Below are 18,689 nucleotides of genomic sequence, written 5' to 3' on the forward strand. Positions count from 1 at the left end.
TTGTCGGTGCGGAGGTCGAGCCGACCGGCACCCCTGACCAGCGAGGAGCGCACCGCGATGATCCGCGAGTTCGAGATCCGCCAGGACATACCCCTCGACGCGACACCGGAGCAGGTGTGGGAGGCGGTCGCGACCCGGTCCGGGCATCACCTCGTGGCTGATGCCGTACGAGGTCGAGCCCCGTGCGGGCGGCCGGGTCACGGTGGAACTCGGCGGCGAGCGCGAGGACTCGACGGTGACCGTGTGGGAGCCGCCGTACCGCTTCGCGTTCCGGGGGCCGGCGGCCGAGGACGGCTCGGTCGAGGCGATGGAGTTTCTCATCGAGAGCCGCGACGGCGGCGCCACCGTGCCGCGTTTCGTACACAGTGGACTGGCCAGCCCCGACTGGGGCGACGAGTTCGAGGCGCAGTCGGCGGCCGGCTGGGACATGTACCTGCACACCCTGGTCCAGTACCTGACCCACTTCACCGGCCGCACCGCGACGTTCGTCTACGGAGAGAGCCCGAAGACGTCGGACCCGGCCGGCCCGCTGGCGGTGGTGCGGCGGGCGCTCGGCGTACCCGACACCGTGGCGACGGGCGACCCGGTGCGTGTCGCCCCGGCCGGGCTACCGCCGATCGACGGCGTCGCCGACTACGCGACGCCCAACATGCTCGGGATCCGTACGACCGACGCCCTCTACCGCTTCCACGCCCACCCCGAGACGGTACGGGCCGGCCACCACCTCTTCGCCCCGCCTGCGGGAGCCGAGAATGCCTGGCGGGCCTGGCTGAACCAAGCCGTCTCCCGACCCCCGCCCCACCCCGCCCCACCCCCACCTCCCCCGCGATCTTGCACTTGTCGCCGGGCAAAAGCCGCGAAGGGAGGAGACAAGCGCAAGATCGCGGGGATACATGGGGAAAGACGGCTACGGAGTCAGGCGGGGGGGTCGCAGACGTTCTCGCGGTCGCCGATGCCGACCGCGAGCCGGCGGGTGCCGTCGGCGTCGAACGAGATGACGTGCAGGCCGTCAAGGATGTAGTAGCCCTTCGGCAGGCCGTCGCCGGCCCGGAAACCGAAGCCGGCCGGGCCGACGATCGTGTACCACGCGTAGCTGCCGTCGGGCCGGTACTCGGCCGCCCCGGAGCCGCCGGCATCACGGCGTACCGACGCTCCGGTGTCGGCGTTGACGAAGTCGACCGTCAGCGGCCCGGCGAACTCCTCCCGCTTGACGGCACCGTCGGGGTGGCGGGCGAGCACCCGGACCCGGATGTCCTGGGAGACCACGCGCACCTCCAGCGGGAAGGAGCAGTACCGGCCGGCGGGCGCGGTCCACTCCTCCTGGATCCACGGCCGCCAGGGTTCGGGCCGGTGGCCGGTCCAGCCGGCGGCCTGCGCGGCGGCCGTGACGGCGGGGACGGACGCGGACGCGGGGGCGGCGGCGGCCGGAGCGGCGGGGACCAGGGCAAGGGTGGAAACGACGAGAGCCCCGACGAGGGCCCGACGTTCGAGAACCATACGATCGCCTAACCAGTAGATGCGAATTAACCGGTGTTTGGCAGATTACTGGTTAACCGACGCGCGTCAAGGCATAATGACGGCGTGCACTGGGTCGAGGTCGACGGTTACCCGATGCCCGTCCTGCTCGGCGGGCACCCGGCCCTGGACTTCTGCAACACCTGGGCCGGCTGGGACACACCCCCGACGCCCGACCGCCCCCCGACACCCGGCCAGTCCCCGACGCCCGACGCTCCCCCGACGCCCGAGCGGCCGGACCAGGATTGGCTCGGCGACTTCGACCGGCTCGCGGTGTGGGCCGGCCACGCCGGGCTCCTCTCCCCCGACACCGTGCGCCGGCTGCGCGACGCCGGAAATCTCGACCCCGCCGGCGCCCGTCAAGCCGTCGACGACGCCCGGCGGCTGCGGTCCGCGCTGCACGACGTACTGCTCGACCCGACCGACGAGGCGGCGTTCCGGCACGTCGCGGCGCAGGCCCGGCGGGCCGCCGGCCACGCGGTGCTGGAGAACGGGCCGGACGGCGTCGCCCGCTGGACGCTGCCCGCCGACACCGGCCCCGCCCTGCCGGTCCTCGCCGCCGCCCGCGCCGGTGCCGACCTGCTGTCCACGCCGGACCGGACCAGGGTGCGGGCCTGCCCCGGCGAGATGTGCGGCTGGCTGTTCCTCGACCCGCGCGGCCGGCGCCGCTGGTGCAGCATGGCCGCCTGCGGCAACCGGGCCAAGGTACGCGCGTACGCCAGCCGGCACCGGCCGGGCTGACCCGGAACGGCACCGGCCGGCGGACGGGAGTGTCAGACGGCGCGACGCATGGCGCGGGTGCCGACGGCCAGCCCGAGCCCGGCGACCGCGACCGCCGCGAGCACGCCCCACAGCACCGTCACCGAGGCGATCTCACCGGCGAACAGGACCCGCTCGGCGTCCACCACGTACGTCAGCGGGTTGAACCGGGACAGCGTCGCCAGCCAGCCCGGCCCGGAGTCGACCGGCAGCAGCATCCCGGCCAGCAGCAGCAACGGAAACAGCAGCGTCTGCTGCACCGTCCAGAACAACCACTCCTGGTTCTTCGACGCCAGCGCCAGCGTGTACGACAGCGCGCCGAGCCCGACGCAGAACAGCGCGAGGATCAGCAGGCCGAGCAGCGCGCCGGCCGGGTGCAGTTCGAACCCGAACGGCACGGTCACCGCGACAATGATCAGCGCCTGGACGAGCACCGGCACGATCTCCTTCAGGGCCCGGCCGATGAGCAGCGCCGGCCGGCGCAGCGGCGCGACGAGCATCCGCTCGTGCGAGCCGGTCTGGATCTCGAAGAGCAGGTTGGAGCCGGTCATCGAGGTGCCGAACAGGCAGCACATGACGACGATGCCGGGCACGAACCACTGCAACGCCGAGCCCTGACCGGCGCCGACGGCGTCCGGCAGCAGCGGGGCGAACAGGCCGAGGAAAACGAGCGGCTGGACCATGCCGAAGATCGCCGAGAACGGGTTGCGCAGCACCGGGCGCAGTTCCCGGCTGAAGACGGTGACGGTGTCGGTGACCAGGCTGCCGTTCATCGGTTGCTCTCCTGTTCGGTGCCGGCGATGCCGCCTTCACGCAGGCTGCGGCCGGTGAGGTTGAGGAATACGTCGTCGAGGGTGGGCCGGGCGACGTCGGCGCGGACCACGTCGACGCCGTCGTCGGCGAGCGCCCGCAGCAGGCCGGGCAGGAGGCCGGGGCCGTCCGGCACCCGGACCGTCGCCGTGTCGCCGATCTGCTCGACCGCGGCACCCGCCGGTCCGGCCAGGGCGGCCCGGCCGGCCGGACCGCCGGCGCGGGCGGCGACCTCGCGGGCGCGTACGGCGGCCCGCCGAGCGGCGTCCGGGTCGGCGCAGACCAGGGTGACCCGGTCCCCGGCCAGGTCGGCCTTGAGCCGGGCCGGGGTGTCGTCGGCGATCACCCGGCCGTTGTCGACCACGATGACGCGTTCGGCCATCGAGTCGGCCTCGTCGAGGTAGTGCGTCGTCAGCACCACCGTCGTGCCGTGGTCGGCGCGCAGCTTGCGGATGTGGTCCTGGAGGTTGGCCCGGTTCTGCGGGTCGAGCCCGGTCGACGGCTCGTCGAGGAAGAGCAGCTCGGGAGCGTGGATCAGCCCCATCGCGATGTCCAGCCGGCGGCGCTGGCCGCCGGACAGCGACGAGACGACCCGGTCGGCGACGCCGGCCAGGTCGAGGGTGGTGATCAGATCGGCGGCACGGGTGCGGGCGTCGGTCCGGCTCAGCCCGTAGCAGCGGCCCTGGTTGATCAGCTCGTCCCGGCCGCGCTGGCTGTGGCCGGCGCCGTTGCCCTGGCCGACGTACCCGATCCGGCGGCGGACCCCGCGCGGGTCGGTCGTGATGTCGTGGCCGGCGACCCTTGCCGTGCCGGACGTCGGCGGGATCAGGGTGGTGAGCATCCGCAGGGTGGTGGACTTGCCGGCGCCGTTGGGGCCGAGCAGCGCCACCAGTTCGCCGGTACCGACCGTCAGGTCGATGCCGCGTACGGCTTCGACGGTCGTCTTCCTCACGGTGAAGTGCCTGGTCAGGCCCTTCGCCTCGATCATCTTCGTGGTCATGTCCACCACGCTAGAATCGATTCCGGCCAGAACCTGACCTCAATGCGCGGGAACCTCGATTCATGGCGAACACCAGCACCCGGATGCTGCAACTGCTGTCGCTGTTGCAGACCCACCGCTACTGGCCCGGCAGCGAACTCGCCGGCCGGCTCGCGGTCAGCGAACGCACCCTGCGCCGCGACGTCGACCGGCTGCGTGAACTCGGCTATCCCGTCGACGCCGCCCGGGGCGTCGCCGGCGGCTACCAGCTACAGGCCGGCGCCGCGCTGCCGCCGCTGCTTCTCGACGACGAGGAGGCGGTCGCCATCGCGGTCGGGCTGCGCACCGCCGCCGGCGGCGCCGTCGCCGGCATCGCCGAAACCTCGGTACGGGCCCTCGCCAAGGTGGTGCAGGTGATGCCACCCCGGCTGCGGCGCCGGGTCGACGCACTGCACACGTACACCGAACCGGCCCTGACCGGCGGTGGTCCGACCGTCGACGCGACCACCCTGACCCTGATCGCGCAGGCGTGCCGCGACGACGAGCGGTTGGCGTTCGACTACACCAGCCGCGACGGCGCCCCGACCACCCGGCTCGTCGAGCCGCACCGGCTCGTGTCGTACGGCCGGCGCTGGTACCTGGTCGCGTTCGACGTCGAACGCCACGACTGGCGTACGTTCCGGGTCGACCGCCTGTCGGCGGCCCGGACCACCGGCGCCCGGTTCCGCCCCCGCGACCTGCCGGCGGCCGACGCCGCCGAGTTCGTCCGCGCCGGCCTGTCGTCGATCCCGACCCGCCACCGGGTACGGATCCGCGTCGAGGCCGGCACCGACCACGTGGCCCGGGTCGTCGGCCGCTGGGCCGAGGTCGAGGCCGACGGCGAGGGCTGCGTGCTGACCATGCACGTCGACGAGTTCGACTGGCCGGTGCTGCTGCTCGCCGCGATCGGCGCCGAATTCGAGGTGCTCGAACCGGCCGAGTTCCGCGAGCACCTGGGCCGGATCGGTCGGCTCTTCATCGGGGCCGCTGGCAGGGCTTAGCTACGGTTGCGCCGTGTTCGTCGAGAATCATGCGGTGAAACCCCGGCAGGTCATCTGCGTACTCGGGACCGGACTGGACCTCGACCTGGTCGAGAAACTGGTCGCCGAGGTCGGCGGACCGGGCTTCAGCCTGGACCGGGAGTTCGCCATGACGACGCCCGACCCCCGGATGCTCCAGTCGTTCGAGTCCTGCCTGACCAACGCCACCTTCACCGCCGCCGACCGGCAGGCGGTGTCCGGTCACGACTCCGTCGCCTACATCCTGTCGCCACCGATGGGCGACAAGGACATGTCGTTCCACGTCGCGGCCCGGATGCTGGCCCTCACCGCGGCGCTGCTGCGGGCCGGCGCCACCGCCGTGAAATGCGAGAGCAGCGGCCTGACCCACGGTCGGGACCGCTGGCTGGAACTGGCCGACCTCGCCGCCGACGCCCCGTCGCTCGCCGACCTGACCAAGATCCTCTACTACGCCTGGGTGAAACGGCCGCTGTCGGACGACGACCGCATGTACACCTGCGGGATGCACCTGCTCGGCGAACCGGACGTCGAGATCGAGGCGGACGGGCTCGCCGATCCGGAGCGGCTCGACGACTGGGTCGAGTTGATCGACGGCCTGGCCGTCTACCTGCTGACCGAGGTCAGGACCCCGGACATCCGCAGCGGCGAGGGCTTCCGGCTCGCCCCCGACGCACCACGCTGGATCCTGACCAGACGCGCCTGCCACCGGTACGCCGACGACGACTTCTTCTACAACCCGTACGGCCACTGGCTCCTGACGCCGGGGTGAGCCCCGCCGCCCGCGCTACCCGTGTAGGAGCGCGCCGAGCAGGCAGCCGAAGGCGGCGACCGACGCGACCGTACGCACCAGGTTCCAGCGGACCCACCGCGCCTCGAACGCGGCCCGGACCGGGCCGGGATCGGCCGGCTCGCCGACCGCGTCGAGCTGGTTGTTCAGCGGCACGTTGACCGCACCGGTGACCCCGAGCGTCACCGCGTGGCAGGCGACCGCCGCCACGATCCACCACAGGGTCGGCCCGCCGGTGCCCCAGAACAGGACGACGGCGACGATCGCCAGCAGCGGCGCGCCGCCGAAGCTGAGCGCGAACCAGCCGTTTAGGATCGCCACGTTGATGTTCCGCATGGCCTCGACGAAGGTGCGGTCGTCGGTGCGGCGCAGCCCCGGCATGACCGAGCAGGCGTACGCGTAGAACAGCCCGCCGAGCAGGCCGGCCGTGCCGGTCGCCGCCACGAGTACGGCCGTACCCAGTGCCCCCATCGCCTCTCCCCCGTTCCGGCCCGGCCGGTGTCACCGCAAGCTGTCGTCGTTGATCTGGGCGCCAGCCACCCTATCCGCCGCCCGTTCGGTGGTTTCCGCCCAGATCAACTCCGTCACACCGGGACACCGTTCATTGCGGAAGGGCCAGGCGTGCCCGCCACGTCACACCGTCGCCGGTGATGCTGGCACCGTCCCGCACGGCCGAGTGCCCGCCGGGGTGCGGCCGAGCGTGAGGCGACGCGTACTCGCAGCAAACTGCCAGCTTCGACTGTCATCATTGCGACGGATGGCCACCTAACGACCGGCCACCTGACCACCGGAGCAGCAGATGTCGATCGTCCAGAAGATCCGCACGTTCCTGTCCAGCCCGCAGGGGCGGAAGCTGACCTCCCAGGCCCAGCAGCAGCTCTCCAAGCCGGAAAACCAGCAGAAGCTGCGCAACCTCGCCAGCCGCTTCAAGCGGCGCTGAATTTCTGGCCCTCGCTTCGCTCGGGCGGCTCGCTCCGCTTCGCGCCGCCTAAGTGCACCGTCTTCGCCCTGCGGGCATGACGGCTTCGCCGCATGTCCTCGGGCTCCAGACTGTGCGGCGGCGCTCGGTCGGCTCGCGGCGTCGGTCACCGCCGCGCTCGGTGCGCCGGTCGCGCGGCCGTCGGCAAGCGCCGCCGGGTCGGTCAGTGGGCGGCCACCGGTGCCACGGCCGGGACTTCGGTGACCAGGCGGGCGGGGCGGACGATCAGCAGCAGGGCGGCCAGCGCCAGCACCATGCTGGCGGCGACCACGGCCGCCATGGCGCCGCCACCGGTGCCGATCGCGCCGACCATGGGCGCGGCGACCGCACCGACACCGAACTGGGCGGAACCGAGCAGCGCGGCGGCGGTGCCGGCCGCCTCGCCGTGCCGGCTCATCGCCAGGGCCGCCGCGTTGGGGTTGATCAGCGCGACGGTGGCCAGCACACCCCACAGCGGCACCAGGATGGCGGGCAGGCCACCGAATCCGGTGACCGCGAACAGCAGCAGGAACAGGGCGCACAGCGCCCCGGCCACCACGGAGGCGGCCAGGATCCGTGCCGGCCGGAAGTAGCGCAGCAGCACCACGTTGACCTGGCTGGCGGCGACCAGCCCGATCGCGCCGAGGCCGAAGACGACGGCGAAGCCCTGTTCGCTCATCCCGTACTGCTCCTGGAAGACGAACGACGACCCGGAGACGTACGCGAACACGGCCGCCATCGCCAGGCCGGTGACCAGGACCAGGCCGACGAAGACCCGGTCGCGCAGCAACGAGCGGTACGCCCGGGCGGTGCCGGCGATCCCGCCACGGCGGCGACGCTCGGGCGGCAGCGTCTCCGGCAGCCCGAACGCGGTCACCGCGAGCAGGATGACGCTGATGCCGGCCAGGGCGACGAACACGCCCCGCCAGTCGGTCCACCGCAGCACCTCGCCGCCGAGGGTCGGGGCGAGGACCGGGGCGACCCCCATGACGAGCATCAGGCGGGACAGCACCCGGGCCACCCCCAGGCCGCTGAACAGGTCCCGTACGACGGCCATGGCGACGACGGCGGCGGCCGACACGGCCAACCCCTGGACCACCCGCAGCGCGCCGAGGACCGCGACGTTCGGCGCAACCGCGCAGAGCAGGGACGCGAGTACGTGCACGACCGCGCCGGCGAGCAGCGGGCGGCGGCGGCCGACGGCGTCGGAGAGCGGGCCGATGAGCAACTGGCCGAGTGCGACACCGGCGAGCGTGCCGGTGAGGGTGAGCTGGACCGCGGCGGCGTTGGTGAGCAGGTCTTCGGTGATCGCGGGCAGCGCCGGCAGGTACATGTCGATGGTGAGCGGGCCCACCGCGATCAGCGAGCCGAGCACCAGCACCGTCTTCACCCGCTGCCACGGCGTCATCAGGTCGCCCGGCATCGCCGGTGCGGGGGGCGCCGATTCACGGCTGTCGACCGAGGTCATGGCTGTCTTCCGTCCGGGTGGCGGCAATGGGTGGGAACACGTCCCACCGTCCACCAAGACCGGCTCCCGGTGGATCATTCCCGCCCGGCGCAACGGTGGGCCGGCTCACATCCCGACGACGGACGGCAGCCGCCCGTCCGGGCGGCGGTGCCGGCTGGCAAGGTGGCCGGCGGAGCGGGTCGACGCTCGACGGACCGGCAATTGCCGGTGCCGCTGTCGCGGGCAACAGCAAATTCGCTGTCGATACGCCGTTTTCGCTGTGGGGGCGGACAGCAGTACGTGCCCTCGATGGAACGTGCCCCGGGCAATCCTGGGACCCGAGCCCCCGTCAGGACATTCCGGCACGACTTCTCCTCGATCGCGAGGGCGCGGACGCACGGGACGCGGACAGCTAGGCTGCTTCGATGCGCCTGATCATCCTCGGGCCACCCGGCTCCGGCCGGGAAACTGTCGCCGAAGTCCTCGCCGCGGATATGGGTGTCCCGACGATCACCGCCAGAGACACCTTTCAGAGCGGGGTCCGGGCGAACACCCCCGCTGCGGTCGAGGCCATGCGCCTGATGAGGACCGGCCGTCTCGTACCGAAACGGTTGGGGCTGGCCCCGACGGAGATCGCGGCCAGGGTGCTCGCCTGATCGGTTTCGCCCGCCCGGTCCCGCCGTTCCCTCCCGGGCCCGACGGGCGCCGGGCGCGGGATCAGCGGGCGGCGAGGGTACGGGCGGCTCCCGTCACTGCGTCGACGCCGATGCCGGCGGCGTCCATGAGCTGGGCCGTCGTGCCCGAGGTGGGCAGGCCGCGGACCGCGAGGTGACTCATCCGGATCGGCTCGCCGAGGTCGGCGAGCGCCTCCAGGATGGCGGCGCCGATGCCGCCCTGCGGGTAGTGGTCCTCGACCACGACGAGCCGGCCGCCGGTGATCCGTACCGCCTCGACCAGGGCGTCCCGGTCGATGGGCTTGACGGAGTAGAGGTCGATGACGCGGGCGGCGATGCCGTCGGCGGCCAGCCGGTCGGCGGCGGCCAGGCAGTTGTGCACGGTGACGCCGGCACCGATGAGCGCGACCTGGTCGCCGGGGCCGCCGCGCAGCTGCTTGCTGCCGCCGATCGGGAAGGTGTCGCCGTTGTCGTACAGGACCGGGTAGGAGCCGCGGGTGGTGCGCACGTAGCTGACGCCGGGCAGGTCCACGGTCTGCGCGACGAGCGCCGCGCAGGAGACCGCGTCGCTGGGGTAGAGCACGGTCGAGCCGTACACGGCCCGCAGCGCGGCGATGTCCTCCAGCGCCATCTGCGACGGGCCGTCGGCGCCGATCTCGACGCCGGCGTGGGAGCCGGCGAGCTTGATCTCGGCGCCGGAGATGCCGGCCATCCGGATGAAGTCGTACGCCCGGGACAGGAACGCGGCGAAGGTGGCGGCGAACGGCCGGTAGCCGCGTACCTGCAGGCCGACGGCGGCGCCGACCAGTTGCTGCTCGGCGATGTAGATCTCGAAGAACCGGTCCGGGAAGGCGTCGGCGAACGCCTCGGTGCGGGTGGAGTCGCTGACCTCGCCGTCGAGGACGACGACGTCGGGGCGGGCGGCCAGTGCCAGTAGCGCCTCCCCGTACGCCTTGCGGGTGGCAACCTTGGCGCCGCGCTCGTAGCGGGGCAGGTCGGGGGCGGGGCCGCGGGCGGGGGTGGTCACGGCGGGCTGGCCGGGGGCCGGCATCGGCGCGGCGACGGTGATCGAGCGTACGCCGCCGAGGGCGGTGACGGCGCGGTCGGCGATGTCGGCCGGGAGGGCCTTGCCGTGCCAGCCGGGCTTGTCCTCGACGTCGGGTACGCCCCGGCCCTTGATCGTGCGGGCGAGTAGCACGGTCGGGCCGGTGGCCGTACGGGCGGTGCGCAGGGCGTCGTCGATCGAGTTCAGGTCGTGACCGTCGACGACCATCGCACGGCAGCCGAACGCCTCGGCGCGCCGGCGGTAGGTGTCGAGGTCCCATTCGAGTTCGGTGGTCCCCCGCTGGCCGTACCGGTTGACGTCGACGATCGCGGTCAGGTTGCGCAGCCCGTAGTGGCCGGCCTTGTCGAGCGCCTCCCAGATCGAGCCCTCGGCGGTCTCGCTGTCGCCGCAGAGCACCCAGACGTGGTACGGCAGCTTGTCGAGGCGCAGGCCGGCGAGCGCGATGCCGACGCCGGCCGGCAGGCCCTGGCCCAGCGAGCCGGTGGCGACGTCGACCCACGGCAGTGCCGGGGTCGGATGGCCCTGCAGCCGCGACCCGAACTTGCGGTACGTCCCGACGAGTTCGTCGTCGCTGATCACGCCGGCGGCTTTGAAGACGGAGTACAGCAGCGGGGAGGCGTGCCCCTTGGAGAAGATCAGGTGATCGTTGGTGGGGGCCTTCGGGGCGGACCAGTCGTAGCGGAGGTGCCGGGCGAGCAGGACGGCGAGCAGGTCGGCCGCCGACAGGCTGGACGTCGGGTGGCCGGAGCCGGCCGCACCGCTGCTGCGGATCGAGTCGACCCTGAGCTGGGCGGCGAGGTCGCGCAGGGCGACGAGTTCGCTGTCGGGCAGGATCCGGGTCGTTTCGGTGGTCATGCACGCCTCCAACCGCCGGCGGTCGCCGAGTACCGGGACTCCCCACCGCGCCGGCCGACAAACCCGGAAGGCGGGGCCGCCACTACCCGACACGGCTGTCTGGTGGCGGCGGACCGCCCACCGATAAACTCGCGACCGTCGATCAATTGCGGACCTCGGCAGCGGCGAGCAGCGCCGACGTGTCGTCGTACGCCAACAGCACCCAGGCTCCGGTCCAGTACACCCGGACGACGACGACCACGACCTCGAAGGTGACGATCAGCGCCTCGATCAGCGGCGGCGTGGGGGTGGTCGAATCCGAGATCAGCTACACCAACGAGCAGACCGTCTCCCTCAGCGAGCAGATCAGCCTGGCGATCCCGGCGCGCACCGTTCTCAACCTCACCGTCCGCTACACGCAGACGCCCTGGACCCTGTCCTACTCCGGATTGTTCGGGACCAGCCACGGAACAGCCGTCAGCAGGGTTCCGGTGGGACTGTGCATCAGCACGATCACCGCGCCCACGCCGCCCCCGCCGTGATCCGGCCGCGCCGGGCGCGCCCGCGCGGGCCGGCCCGCTGATCCCGGCGCCACCACGACGACCGGCCCGCGCCGCTCCCCCGCGCTGTCACCGACGGGGTGCGCCGCTCACAGCTCGAACAGGTCGCGCATCGCCTCGCCCAGCCGGACCATGCTCGCGCCGGTCACCATGCCGAGCCGTTCGGCGCCGGCGACGATCGGCATCCGGCGCATGCGGTTGACGACGACGACCCCGGACAGCGGGTCGCTCTCGGCGAGCGGCACCACGAACGGGGGAAGTTCGGTCGCGCCGCGCTGGCGGACGATCGGCGCGCAGTACGGCGCCGCGCTCGGCCGGTCGTTGTGCGCGTCTCCGGACAGTACGACGACCCGGTACCGCATATCTCCGCGACCGCTGCCGATCGTCCAGATCTCGCCGCGGTTCACGCCGCCTCGGACAGGTCGGTCCAGCCGGATCCGGTCCGGTCGGCCTCGATCCGGTCGGCGAGCCGGTCGAATCCGTCGAGTTCCTCGCGGATGCCGGGGTTGGCGGCCATCCAGTCGTCCTGCCGGCGGGCGGCGTCGCGTAGTGCCTCCCGCCGGGCCGCCCGGTCCATCCAGGCGGACAGGCTGAGCCCGGCGTGCCGGGCGGCGACTCGGGCGCGGGCCAGGGTATCGGCGTTGAGGCTGAGCGTGACCTTCTCTGCCATACCAGCGATGGTACGCCCGGTGGTACCAGGCACGGTACGGTCTCCGGGCCGACGCGCGGTGGCGTCGACGGCGGCGGTCGACGGGTGCCGCAGCGGCGGGCCGGCCGGCAGGGGAGGATGTGGAGGGCGCCGCCGGTGGTGCGGTGGCCGCGCCACAAAGCAAAAATGGGGAAGGGAACACATGGACGACGCGACCGGCTTCGCCGAACTGGGACTGCGGCCGGAACTGTTGCGCGCGATCTCCGGTCTCGGTTACGAGGAACCCACCCCGATCCAGCGGGAGGCGATCCCGCCGCTGGTCGACGGCCGTGACCTGCTGGGTCAGGCGGCGACCGGCACCGGCAAGACGGCGGCGTTCGCGCTGCCGCTGCTGCACCGGATGCGGGCCGAGGGCGGTGGCCCCAACCCGGACGCGCTGGTCCTGGTGCCGACCCGGGAGCTGGCCATCCAGGTCTGCGAGGCGGTGCACCGCTACGGCCGCGAGCTGGGTGCGCGGGTGCTGCCGATCTACGGCGGGCAGCCGATCGTACGGCAGTTGCGGGCCCTCGAACGCGGGGTGGACGTGGTCGTCGCCACGCCGGGGCGGGCGCTGGACCACATCGGGCGCGGCACGCTCGACCTGTCCGACATCCGGACGGTGGTGCTCGACGAGGCCGACGAGATGCTCGACATGGGATTCGCCGAGGACATCGAGGCGATCCTGCAGGAGGTGCCGGAGCGGCGGCAGACGGTGCTCTTCTCGGCCACCATGCCGCCACGGATCGACGCGCTGGCCCGCAGCCATCTGCGGGACGAGGTCCGTATCCAGATCGGGCGCGAGCCGGCGCCGGCCGGGGAGACGCCGCGCGTGCGGCAGGCGGCCTACCTGGTGGCGCGGGCCCACAAGCCGGCCGCGCTGGGCCGGGTCCTCGACGTCGAGGCGCCGACCGCGGCGATCGTGTTCTGCCGGCGGCGGGACGAGGTCGACGAGCTGACCGAGACGCTCAACGGGCGCGGCTACCGGGCCGAGGCCCTGCACGGCGGGATGAGCCAGGAACAGCGCGACCGGGTGATGACCCGGCTGCGCAACGGCACCGCCGACCTGCTGGTCGCCACCGACGTCGCGGCCCGCGGCCTGGACATCGAGCAGCTCACCCATGTGGTCAACTACGACGTCCCGTCGGCGCCGGAGTCGTACGTGCACCGGATCGGCCGGGTGGGTCGGGCCGGTCGTGAGGGGGTGGCGATCACCCTGGCGGAGCCGCGCGAGCACGGGATGCTGCGGACCATCGAACGGGTGACCCGGCAGCGGATCGCGATGGAGAAGGTGCCGACGACCGCGGACCTGCGGGCCCGGCGGTTGGAGCTGACCCGGGCGGCGCTGCACGAGAGCATCCTGGAGGACGACCTGACCCGGTTCCGGGTCGTCGTGGAGTCGCTGACCGACGAGTTCGACGTGATGGACGTGGCGCTCGCGGCGGTGAAGCTGGCGCACGAGGCCAGCGGTGCGGCGGCCGACGAGGAGGAGATTCCGGAGGTCGCGGTCCAGGCCCGGCCGGCGGGTCGGGGTCGGTCCCGACCCGGTGGCCGGGAGGACCGGCGGGGGCGGGCTCCCGCCGAGGGCATGACCCGGTTGTTCGTCAGTGCCGGGCGCAGCGCGGGCATCCGGCCGCAGGACCTGGTAGGTGCGATCGCCGGGGAGTCGCGGCTGTCCGGCCGCGAGATCGGCGCGATCGAGATCGCCGACCGGTTCTCGCTGGTCGAGGTGCCGGAGTCGGCGGCGCGGGACGTGATCGCGGCGCTGCGCGGCACGACCGTCAAGGGCAAGAAGGTCACGATACGGCGGGAGCGCGCCGACGCCGGTCACTGACGGGCGGCGGCGGACCGCCTCGTGGTGTCGCCGAACCGGACCCGACCGCCGAAGGTGTGGCCCCCTCGCCCGCCTGCGGTCGGTTGGGATCCGGTCGGTCCGGTTTCCGGCGGTGCCGGAAGCCGGTGGTGACCCGGCCGGGCGGGCCGTGGCAAGTGGTTCACCCGACGGGTGCGGCACCGACAGCGATCATGTGACCGTCGTCACAAGCCAGTGTGCACCCGTACCCGCGCGCCTACTGACGGTAACCCGACAGTCGACACGGCGAGGAAATGTTTCCTCCGCTTGACACATAGGCCAACAAATATGTCCACTTGTGACACCAAGGGAACCCGACCGTTTCTGGTCGGCCCCGGCGTGACCCGCGCCGACGCCGGCCACCCATACGGGGAGGCACGATGGCAGCTCTACCTGGATCGTTCGCCGACGCCCGACTCGCCCGACGTACCCTGCTCGGACTCGGCCTCGCCGCCGGTGCCGCGCCGCTGCTGACCGCCTGCGGCGGCGCCTCCACCAGCGGCGCCGACGGCGGCGAGGGCGCGGTCAACTTCCTGTCCACCGAATTCACCCCGGTCGAGGAACGCCAGCGGTTCGAGACGATCCTCAGCGAACGGGTCAAGGCTGCCCCGGTGGCGTTCAACCCGGTCAACCCCGGCGTCTTCGCCTCGACCCTGACCACCCAGGCCGACAGCGGCAACATGCAGATCAGCCTCGTCGGCGGCGTACACGGCAACCTCGCCCCGCACGCCCAGCGGCTGGAAAACCTCGACGACCTGGCCAACAAGCTCGCCGACCGGCGGTTCCCGGAGGAGATCGCCGAACTCGGCCGGATCGGCGGCGCCGGCACCATGTACATCCCGTGGATGCAGGCGTCGTACGTGCTCGCCGTACACAAGCGGGCGCTGGAGTGGCTGCCGGCCGGCGCCGACGTGCAGAACCTGACGTACGACCAGTTCCTGACCTGGATGCGCGACGCGCGACGGGGCAACGGCGGCAAGCCGGTACTCGGCCTGCCCTGCGGCCCCAAGGGCCTTTCCCACCGCTTCTACCAGGGCTACCTGCTGCCGAGCTTCACCGGCGGACAGATCACCACCTTCCGCAACCCGGACGCGGTGACCGCCTGGCAGTACATGAAGGAACTGTGGTCGGTGACCGCACCGGCCTCGACGAACTTCGAGTACATGCAGGAGCCGCTCGCCCGCGGCGAGGTCCTGGTCGCCTGGGACCACGTGGCCCGGCTGGTCAACGCCCCGGCGGCGAGCCCCGACGACTGGGTGATGGCGCCCGCGCCGCGCGGCCCGAAGGGCCTGGGCTACATGCTGATCGTCGCCGGCCTCGGAATCCCGCGCGGAGCACCCGAGATGGACCTCGCCAAGTCGGTCATCGAGGCGCTGACCACCCCCGACGTCCAGACCGAGGTGCTGCGCCGCAACGCCTTCTTCCCGGTCGTCGAGGCGCCGCCCGCCGCCGACCTGCCGCCCGCGGTCGCCCTCGAGGCCGAGGCCGTACGCCGCCAGCAGGACGCCGAGGGCACCATCGTCGCGCTGCCCCCGGTCGGGATCGGCGCCCGCGACGGCGAGGTGTCGCAGATCTTCCTCAACACCTTCAAGGAGATCTGCCTCGACGGGCGGGGCGTGCAGCAGGTGCTCGACGCGCAGGCGACCCAGCTCAACACGATCCTCGACGAGGTCAAGGTGCCGTGCTGGCGGCCCGACCCGGTCGGCGCGGAGCAGACGTGCCGGGTGGCGTGACCGGCGACCCGGGCGGCGCCGCCGGGGGCGCCGCACCGGCGACGGTGCCCCGACCACCCGACCGTAAGCCCGCCGGGCCGGACCGCCCGGCCCGGGCCGCCCGGCGTCGGCCCCGGCTCCCGGTGCCGGTGCTGCTCATCGCCCCGTCGGTGGTCTTCCTGGCCGCGCTGTTCCTGTGGCCGGTGGTCGTCGGCGTCAGCCAGGCGTTCACCGGCACCGACGGCGCCACCCTGGCCCACCTGCGCCGGATGGTCGACGACCCGTACTTCTGGCCGGCCGTACGCAACACCGCGCTGCTCATCGTCGTGCTGATCCCGCTGCAGTTCGCGTTCGCGCTGGCCATGGCGCTGCTGCTGCGCAGCCGGCCCCGGCTGTCGTCGTTCTACTTCTACGTCTGGTGCGTGCCGCTGGCGGTCAGCGACCTGGCCGCCGGCCTGATCTGGCTGTCGATCCTCACCGACCGGGGCTACCTCAACTCGGTGCTGGCCCACCTCGGCCTCGGCGACGGCTTCGCCTGGCTGTCCTACCAGAACCCGACCACGATGTTCGTCGCGGTCCTGCTCGCCGAACTGTGGCGGGCCACCTCGCTGGTGCTGGTCATCGTCGTCGCCGGGCTGCAGAACATCCCCCGCGACTACGACGAGGCCGCCGCCGTGTTCGGCGCCGGCTACTGGCAGCGGCTGTGGCACGTCATCCTGCCCCAGCTGCGGCCCAGCCTCCAGGTCGCGCTGATCCTGCGGACCATCCTCGGCCTGCAGACGTTCGCCGTCGCCCAGGCCCTCACCGGCCGCAACTTCCCGCTTCTGGTCGGCGAGACCTACCAGTGGTACGTCGTGCTGCAGAACGAGCGCGTCGCCGCGGCGATCGCGCTGGTCATCCTCGCCGTGTCGATCGGCACCGCGATGGTGTACCTGCGCGTGCTGCGCGACCCGAGCATCCAGGGGCGGCGATGACCGGCACCGGCAGGACGGCGGTGACCGCCCGGCGGCGGCGGGCCCGTCGCGACACCGTGCTCGTGCAGGCCGCCTGCATCGCCATCACCCTCTTCATGGGCGTGCCGATCTACCTCGTGGCGCTGGCCGCCCTGTCCAGCCGCGAGGCGCTCAACGAGTTCCCGCTCGCGCTGCTGCCCACCGACCCGTCGTTCGAGACGATGCGGGTGTTCCTGACCTCGACCGGGGTCACCGGCGCCTTCGTCAACTCGATGGAGGTCGGGGTGATCAGCCTCGCCCTGTCCCTGGCGCTCGGCGTACCCGCCGGATACGCCGTCGCCCGCTACGCGTTCCGCGGCCGGGAGCCGTACCAGCTGTTCCTGCTGCTCACCCGGGCGCTGCCGATCGTGGTGCTGTCCGTACCGCTGGCCCGGGTCTTCCTCGGCACCGGCCTGTACGACACGACGTACGGGGTCGCCCTGCTGCACACCGCGCTGGCGCTGCCGACCACCGTGCTGATCACCTCGGCGATCTTCGTGGCCGTACCGGCCGAACACGAGGAGGCGGCGATGGTCTTCGGCGCCACCCCGGCCCGGGCCTTCACCCGCGTCGTCCTCCCCCAGGCGCTGCCCGGCATCGCCGCCGCCGCCATCTTCACCTTCGTCACGAGCTGGAACGAGGTGCTCGGCGCGGCGATCCTCACCCTCAACCGGCGCACGCTGCCGGCCCAGGTGCTGTCCACCCTGCCCGACTCGCCGCTGGCGTTCCGGTTCGCGGGCGGGTTCGCGCTCGTCGTACCGGCGCTGATCTTCATCGCCTTCATGCGGCGCTACCTGCTGAACATGTGGGGCACCACCATCCGGTGACCGGCGCGCGGGCGCCGCGCCGAGGCTAGAGAGGACGGGCGTTGGCCGAGATCGTGATGACCAACCTGGTCAAGACCTACCCCGGTACGAAGAACCGGGCGACCGACGACATCAGCCTGCGCGTCGGCGACGGCGAGTTCCTGGTCCTGGTCGGCCCGAGCGGCTGCGGCAAGACCACCCTGCTCCGTATGATCGCCGGCCTGGAGAACCCGGACGCCGGCTCGGTGCACATCGGCGGGCGCGACGTCACCGACCTGCCCGCCCGCCAGCGCGACCTGTCGATGGTCTTCCAGTCGTACGCGGTCTTCCCGCACATGCGGGTGCGGCAGAACATCGCCTTCGGGCTGACCATGCGCAAGACCCCGAAGGCCGAGGTGGAGCGGCGGGTCGCCGAGGCCGCCGAGATGCTGCACCTGACCGACTACCTCGACCGCTACCCGGCGCAACTGTCCGGCGGGCAGCGGCAGCGGGTCGCGGTGGCCCGCGCCATCGTCGTCGACACCGGCGTACTGCTGATGGACGAGCCGCTGTCCAACCTCGACGCCCTGCTGCGCATGCAGTTCCGCACCGAACTGAAGCGGATCGTCGCCAAACTCGGCACCACCACCGTCTACGTCACCCACGACCAGGCCGAGGCGCTGTCGCTCGGCGACCGGGTCGCCGTCATGCGCGACGGCCGGATCGCGCAGATCGGGCCGCCGCTGGAGGTCTACGACGCGCCCGCCGACGAGTTCGTCGGCGGCTTCCTCGGCGCGCCGCCGATGAACTTCCTGCCGGCCCGCGTCGACCACGACGGCGACCGGGTCGAACTGGTCCTCGGCGACCAGCGCCTGCCCGGTCCGGACACGCTGCGCGGGCACGCCGGCACCGAGGTCACCGTCGGCGTACGCGCCGAGAACGTGGCGGTCGCGGGCGGGGCGGCGGCGGACCGGGTGGCGGCGCGGGTGGAGGTGGTCGAGCCGACCGGTGCGGCGGTCCTGCTCACCGTCGACCTCGCCGGCCGGCAGGTGAAGGTGCAGACCCCGCCGACGCAGCGGGTCGGTGCCGGCGACACCGTCTGGCTGGCCGTCGACCCGAACCGGATGCACTTCTACGACCCGGCGACCGGCGCGGCGCTGCGTCCGGCCGGCGCGGCGACCGTCCCGGCGCCCCGCGACGCCGGCTGACCTTTCCG

At 72.7% G+C, this 18,689-nt stretch carries 20 protein-coding genes; 12 read left to right on the plus strand and 8 right to left on the minus strand.

The window, feature by feature from the left end; all coding sequences use genetic code 11:
• The first annotated feature begins 160 nt into the window (after window positions 1-160).
• Window positions 161-1,021 carry an SRPBCC domain-containing protein gene (locus tag AB0M79_RS26695; RefSeq protein WP_364218501.1) on the plus strand — a complete coding sequence of 287 codons (861 nt, stop codon included), beginning with the start codon at window positions 161-163 and terminating at the stop codon, window positions 1,019-1,021.
• Here AB0M79_RS26695 and AB0M79_RS26700 read toward each other — a convergent pair.
• Window positions 916-1,497: a hypothetical protein gene (locus AB0M79_RS26700; RefSeq protein WP_364218503.1), complete on the minus strand. Its 582-nt coding sequence runs from the start codon at window positions 1,495-1,497 to the stop codon at window positions 916-918. The two genes, AB0M79_RS26695 and AB0M79_RS26700, sit on opposite strands and share 106 nt — an antisense overlap.
• Window positions 1,498-1,581: 84 nt before the next feature.
• On the opposite strand from AB0M79_RS26700, the gene AB0M79_RS26705 reads away from it, so the two are divergent.
• Window positions 1,582-2,256, plus strand: coding sequence for a CGNR zinc finger domain-containing protein (locus tag AB0M79_RS26705; RefSeq protein WP_364218505.1), 675 nt, complete (start codon window positions 1,582-1,584; stop codon window positions 2,254-2,256).
• Window positions 2,257-2,288: 32 nt separating this feature from the next.
• Here AB0M79_RS26705 and AB0M79_RS26710 read toward each other — a convergent pair whose 3' ends face one another.
• Both AB0M79_RS26710 and AB0M79_RS26715 read right to left on the minus strand, forming a co-directional pair.
• On the minus strand, window positions 2,289-3,047 hold the full coding sequence (locus AB0M79_RS26710) for an ABC transporter permease (RefSeq protein ID WP_364218507.1): 759 nt from the start codon (window positions 3,045-3,047) through the stop codon (window positions 2,289-2,291).
• Complete coding sequence (locus tag AB0M79_RS26715) at window positions 3,044-4,072, minus strand: ATP-binding cassette domain-containing protein (RefSeq protein ID WP_364218710.1); 1,029 nt, start codon at window positions 4,070-4,072, stop codon at window positions 3,044-3,046. The genes AB0M79_RS26710 and AB0M79_RS26715 overlap by 4 nt, the downstream gene beginning before the upstream one ends.
• Window positions 4,073-4,146: 74 nt before the next feature.
• Between AB0M79_RS26715 and AB0M79_RS26720 the strand changes: the two genes are divergently transcribed.
• Together AB0M79_RS26720 and AB0M79_RS26725 are read left to right on the plus strand one after the other, a co-directional pair.
• Window positions 4,147-5,103, plus strand: coding sequence for a YafY family protein (locus AB0M79_RS26720; protein WP_364218509.1), 957 nt, complete (start codon window positions 4,147-4,149; stop codon window positions 5,101-5,103).
• 34 nt (window positions 5,104-5,137) lie between these two features.
• Window positions 5,138-5,890, plus strand: coding sequence for a hypothetical protein (locus AB0M79_RS26725; RefSeq protein ID WP_364218511.1), 753 nt, complete (start codon window positions 5,138-5,140; stop codon window positions 5,888-5,890).
• Between the two features lie 15 nt (window positions 5,891-5,905).
• Here AB0M79_RS26725 and AB0M79_RS26730 read toward each other — a convergent pair whose 3' ends face one another.
• Window positions 5,906-6,379: an anthrone oxygenase family protein gene (locus AB0M79_RS26730; protein ID WP_364218513.1), complete on the minus strand. Its 474-nt coding sequence runs from the start codon at window positions 6,377-6,379 to the stop codon at window positions 5,906-5,908.
• A 328-nt stretch (window positions 6,380-6,707) separates the two neighbouring features.
• Between AB0M79_RS26730 and AB0M79_RS26735 the strand changes: the two genes are divergently transcribed.
• The gene (locus AB0M79_RS26735; RefSeq protein WP_357541541.1) at window positions 6,708-6,848 is read left to right on the plus strand and encodes a hypothetical protein; all 141 of its coding nucleotides are present in this window, start codon (window positions 6,708-6,710) and stop codon (window positions 6,846-6,848) included.
• A 202-nt stretch (window positions 6,849-7,050) separates the two neighbouring features.
• On the opposite strand, the gene AB0M79_RS26740 is transcribed toward AB0M79_RS26735, so the two are convergent.
• Window positions 7,051-8,334, minus strand: coding sequence for a multidrug effflux MFS transporter (locus tag AB0M79_RS26740; RefSeq protein ID WP_364218516.1), 1,284 nt, complete (start codon window positions 8,332-8,334; stop codon window positions 7,051-7,053).
• 404 nt (window positions 8,335-8,738) lie between these two features.
• On the opposite strand from AB0M79_RS26740, the gene AB0M79_RS26745 reads away from it, so the two are divergent.
• Window positions 8,739-8,969, plus strand: a complete 231-nt coding sequence (locus tag AB0M79_RS26745; RefSeq protein WP_364218518.1) for a nucleoside monophosphate kinase — start codon at window positions 8,739-8,741, stop codon at window positions 8,967-8,969.
• A gap of 61 nt (window positions 8,970-9,030) precedes the next feature.
• Here AB0M79_RS26745 and AB0M79_RS26750 read toward each other — a convergent pair whose 3' ends face one another.
• Window positions 9,031-10,908 (minus strand): transketolase, encoded by a 1,878-nt coding sequence (locus AB0M79_RS26750; RefSeq protein ID WP_364218520.1) that lies wholly within the window; start codon window positions 10,906-10,908, stop codon window positions 9,031-9,033.
• Between the two features lie 146 nt (window positions 10,909-11,054).
• Between AB0M79_RS26750 and AB0M79_RS26755 the strand changes: the two genes are divergently transcribed.
• The gene (locus AB0M79_RS26755) at window positions 11,055-11,429 is read left to right on the plus strand and encodes a hypothetical protein (protein ID WP_364218522.1); all 375 of its coding nucleotides are present in this window, start codon (window positions 11,055-11,057) and stop codon (window positions 11,427-11,429) included.
• 107 nt (window positions 11,430-11,536) lie between these two features.
• Here the strand turns inward: AB0M79_RS26755 and AB0M79_RS26760 are convergent, their stop codons facing one another.
• Both AB0M79_RS26760 and AB0M79_RS26765 read right to left on the minus strand, forming a co-directional pair.
• Complete coding sequence (locus tag AB0M79_RS26760; RefSeq protein WP_357541531.1) at window positions 11,537-11,854, minus strand: type II toxin-antitoxin system PemK/MazF family toxin; 318 nt, start codon at window positions 11,852-11,854, stop codon at window positions 11,537-11,539.
• Window positions 11,851-12,117, minus strand: a complete 267-nt coding sequence (locus AB0M79_RS26765; protein ID WP_364218525.1) for a hypothetical protein — start codon at window positions 12,115-12,117, stop codon at window positions 11,851-11,853. The genes AB0M79_RS26760 and AB0M79_RS26765 overlap by 4 nt, the downstream gene beginning before the upstream one ends.
• Window positions 12,118-12,298: 181 nt before the next feature.
• Between AB0M79_RS26765 and AB0M79_RS26770 the strand changes: the two genes are divergently transcribed.
• The 5 genes from AB0M79_RS26770 to AB0M79_RS26790 all read left to right on the plus strand — a co-directional run bounded on the left by AB0M79_RS26770 (window position 12,299) and on the right by AB0M79_RS26790 (window position 18,681).
• Window positions 12,299-13,966, plus strand: coding sequence for a DEAD/DEAH box helicase (locus AB0M79_RS26770; RefSeq protein ID WP_357541527.1), 1,668 nt, complete (start codon window positions 12,299-12,301; stop codon window positions 13,964-13,966).
• 398 nt (window positions 13,967-14,364) lie between these two features.
• Window positions 14,365-15,717, plus strand: a complete 1,353-nt coding sequence (locus tag AB0M79_RS26775) for an ABC transporter substrate-binding protein (RefSeq protein WP_364218527.1) — start codon at window positions 14,365-14,367, stop codon at window positions 15,715-15,717.
• Window positions 15,702-16,670: a sugar ABC transporter permease gene (locus AB0M79_RS26780; protein ID WP_364218529.1), complete on the plus strand. Its 969-nt coding sequence runs from the start codon at window positions 15,702-15,704 to the stop codon at window positions 16,668-16,670. Before AB0M79_RS26775 ends, AB0M79_RS26780 begins: the two co-directional genes overlap by 16 nt.
• On the plus strand, window positions 16,667-17,515 hold the full coding sequence (locus AB0M79_RS26785) for a carbohydrate ABC transporter permease (protein WP_364218531.1): 849 nt from the start codon (window positions 16,667-16,669) through the stop codon (window positions 17,513-17,515). The genes AB0M79_RS26780 and AB0M79_RS26785 overlap by 4 nt, the downstream gene beginning before the upstream one ends.
• Window positions 17,516-17,556: 41 nt before the next feature.
• Window positions 17,557-18,681 (plus strand): ABC transporter ATP-binding protein, encoded by a 1,125-nt coding sequence (locus tag AB0M79_RS26790; protein ID WP_364218533.1) that lies wholly within the window; start codon window positions 17,557-17,559, stop codon window positions 18,679-18,681.
• The last annotated feature ends 8 nt before the right edge of the window (window positions 18,682-18,689 follow it).

Source organism: Polymorphospora sp. NPDC051019 (genome assembly GCF_040683055.1).
Classification (GTDB): domain Bacteria; phylum Actinomycetota; class Actinomycetes; order Mycobacteriales; family Micromonosporaceae; genus Polymorphospora; species Polymorphospora lycopeni.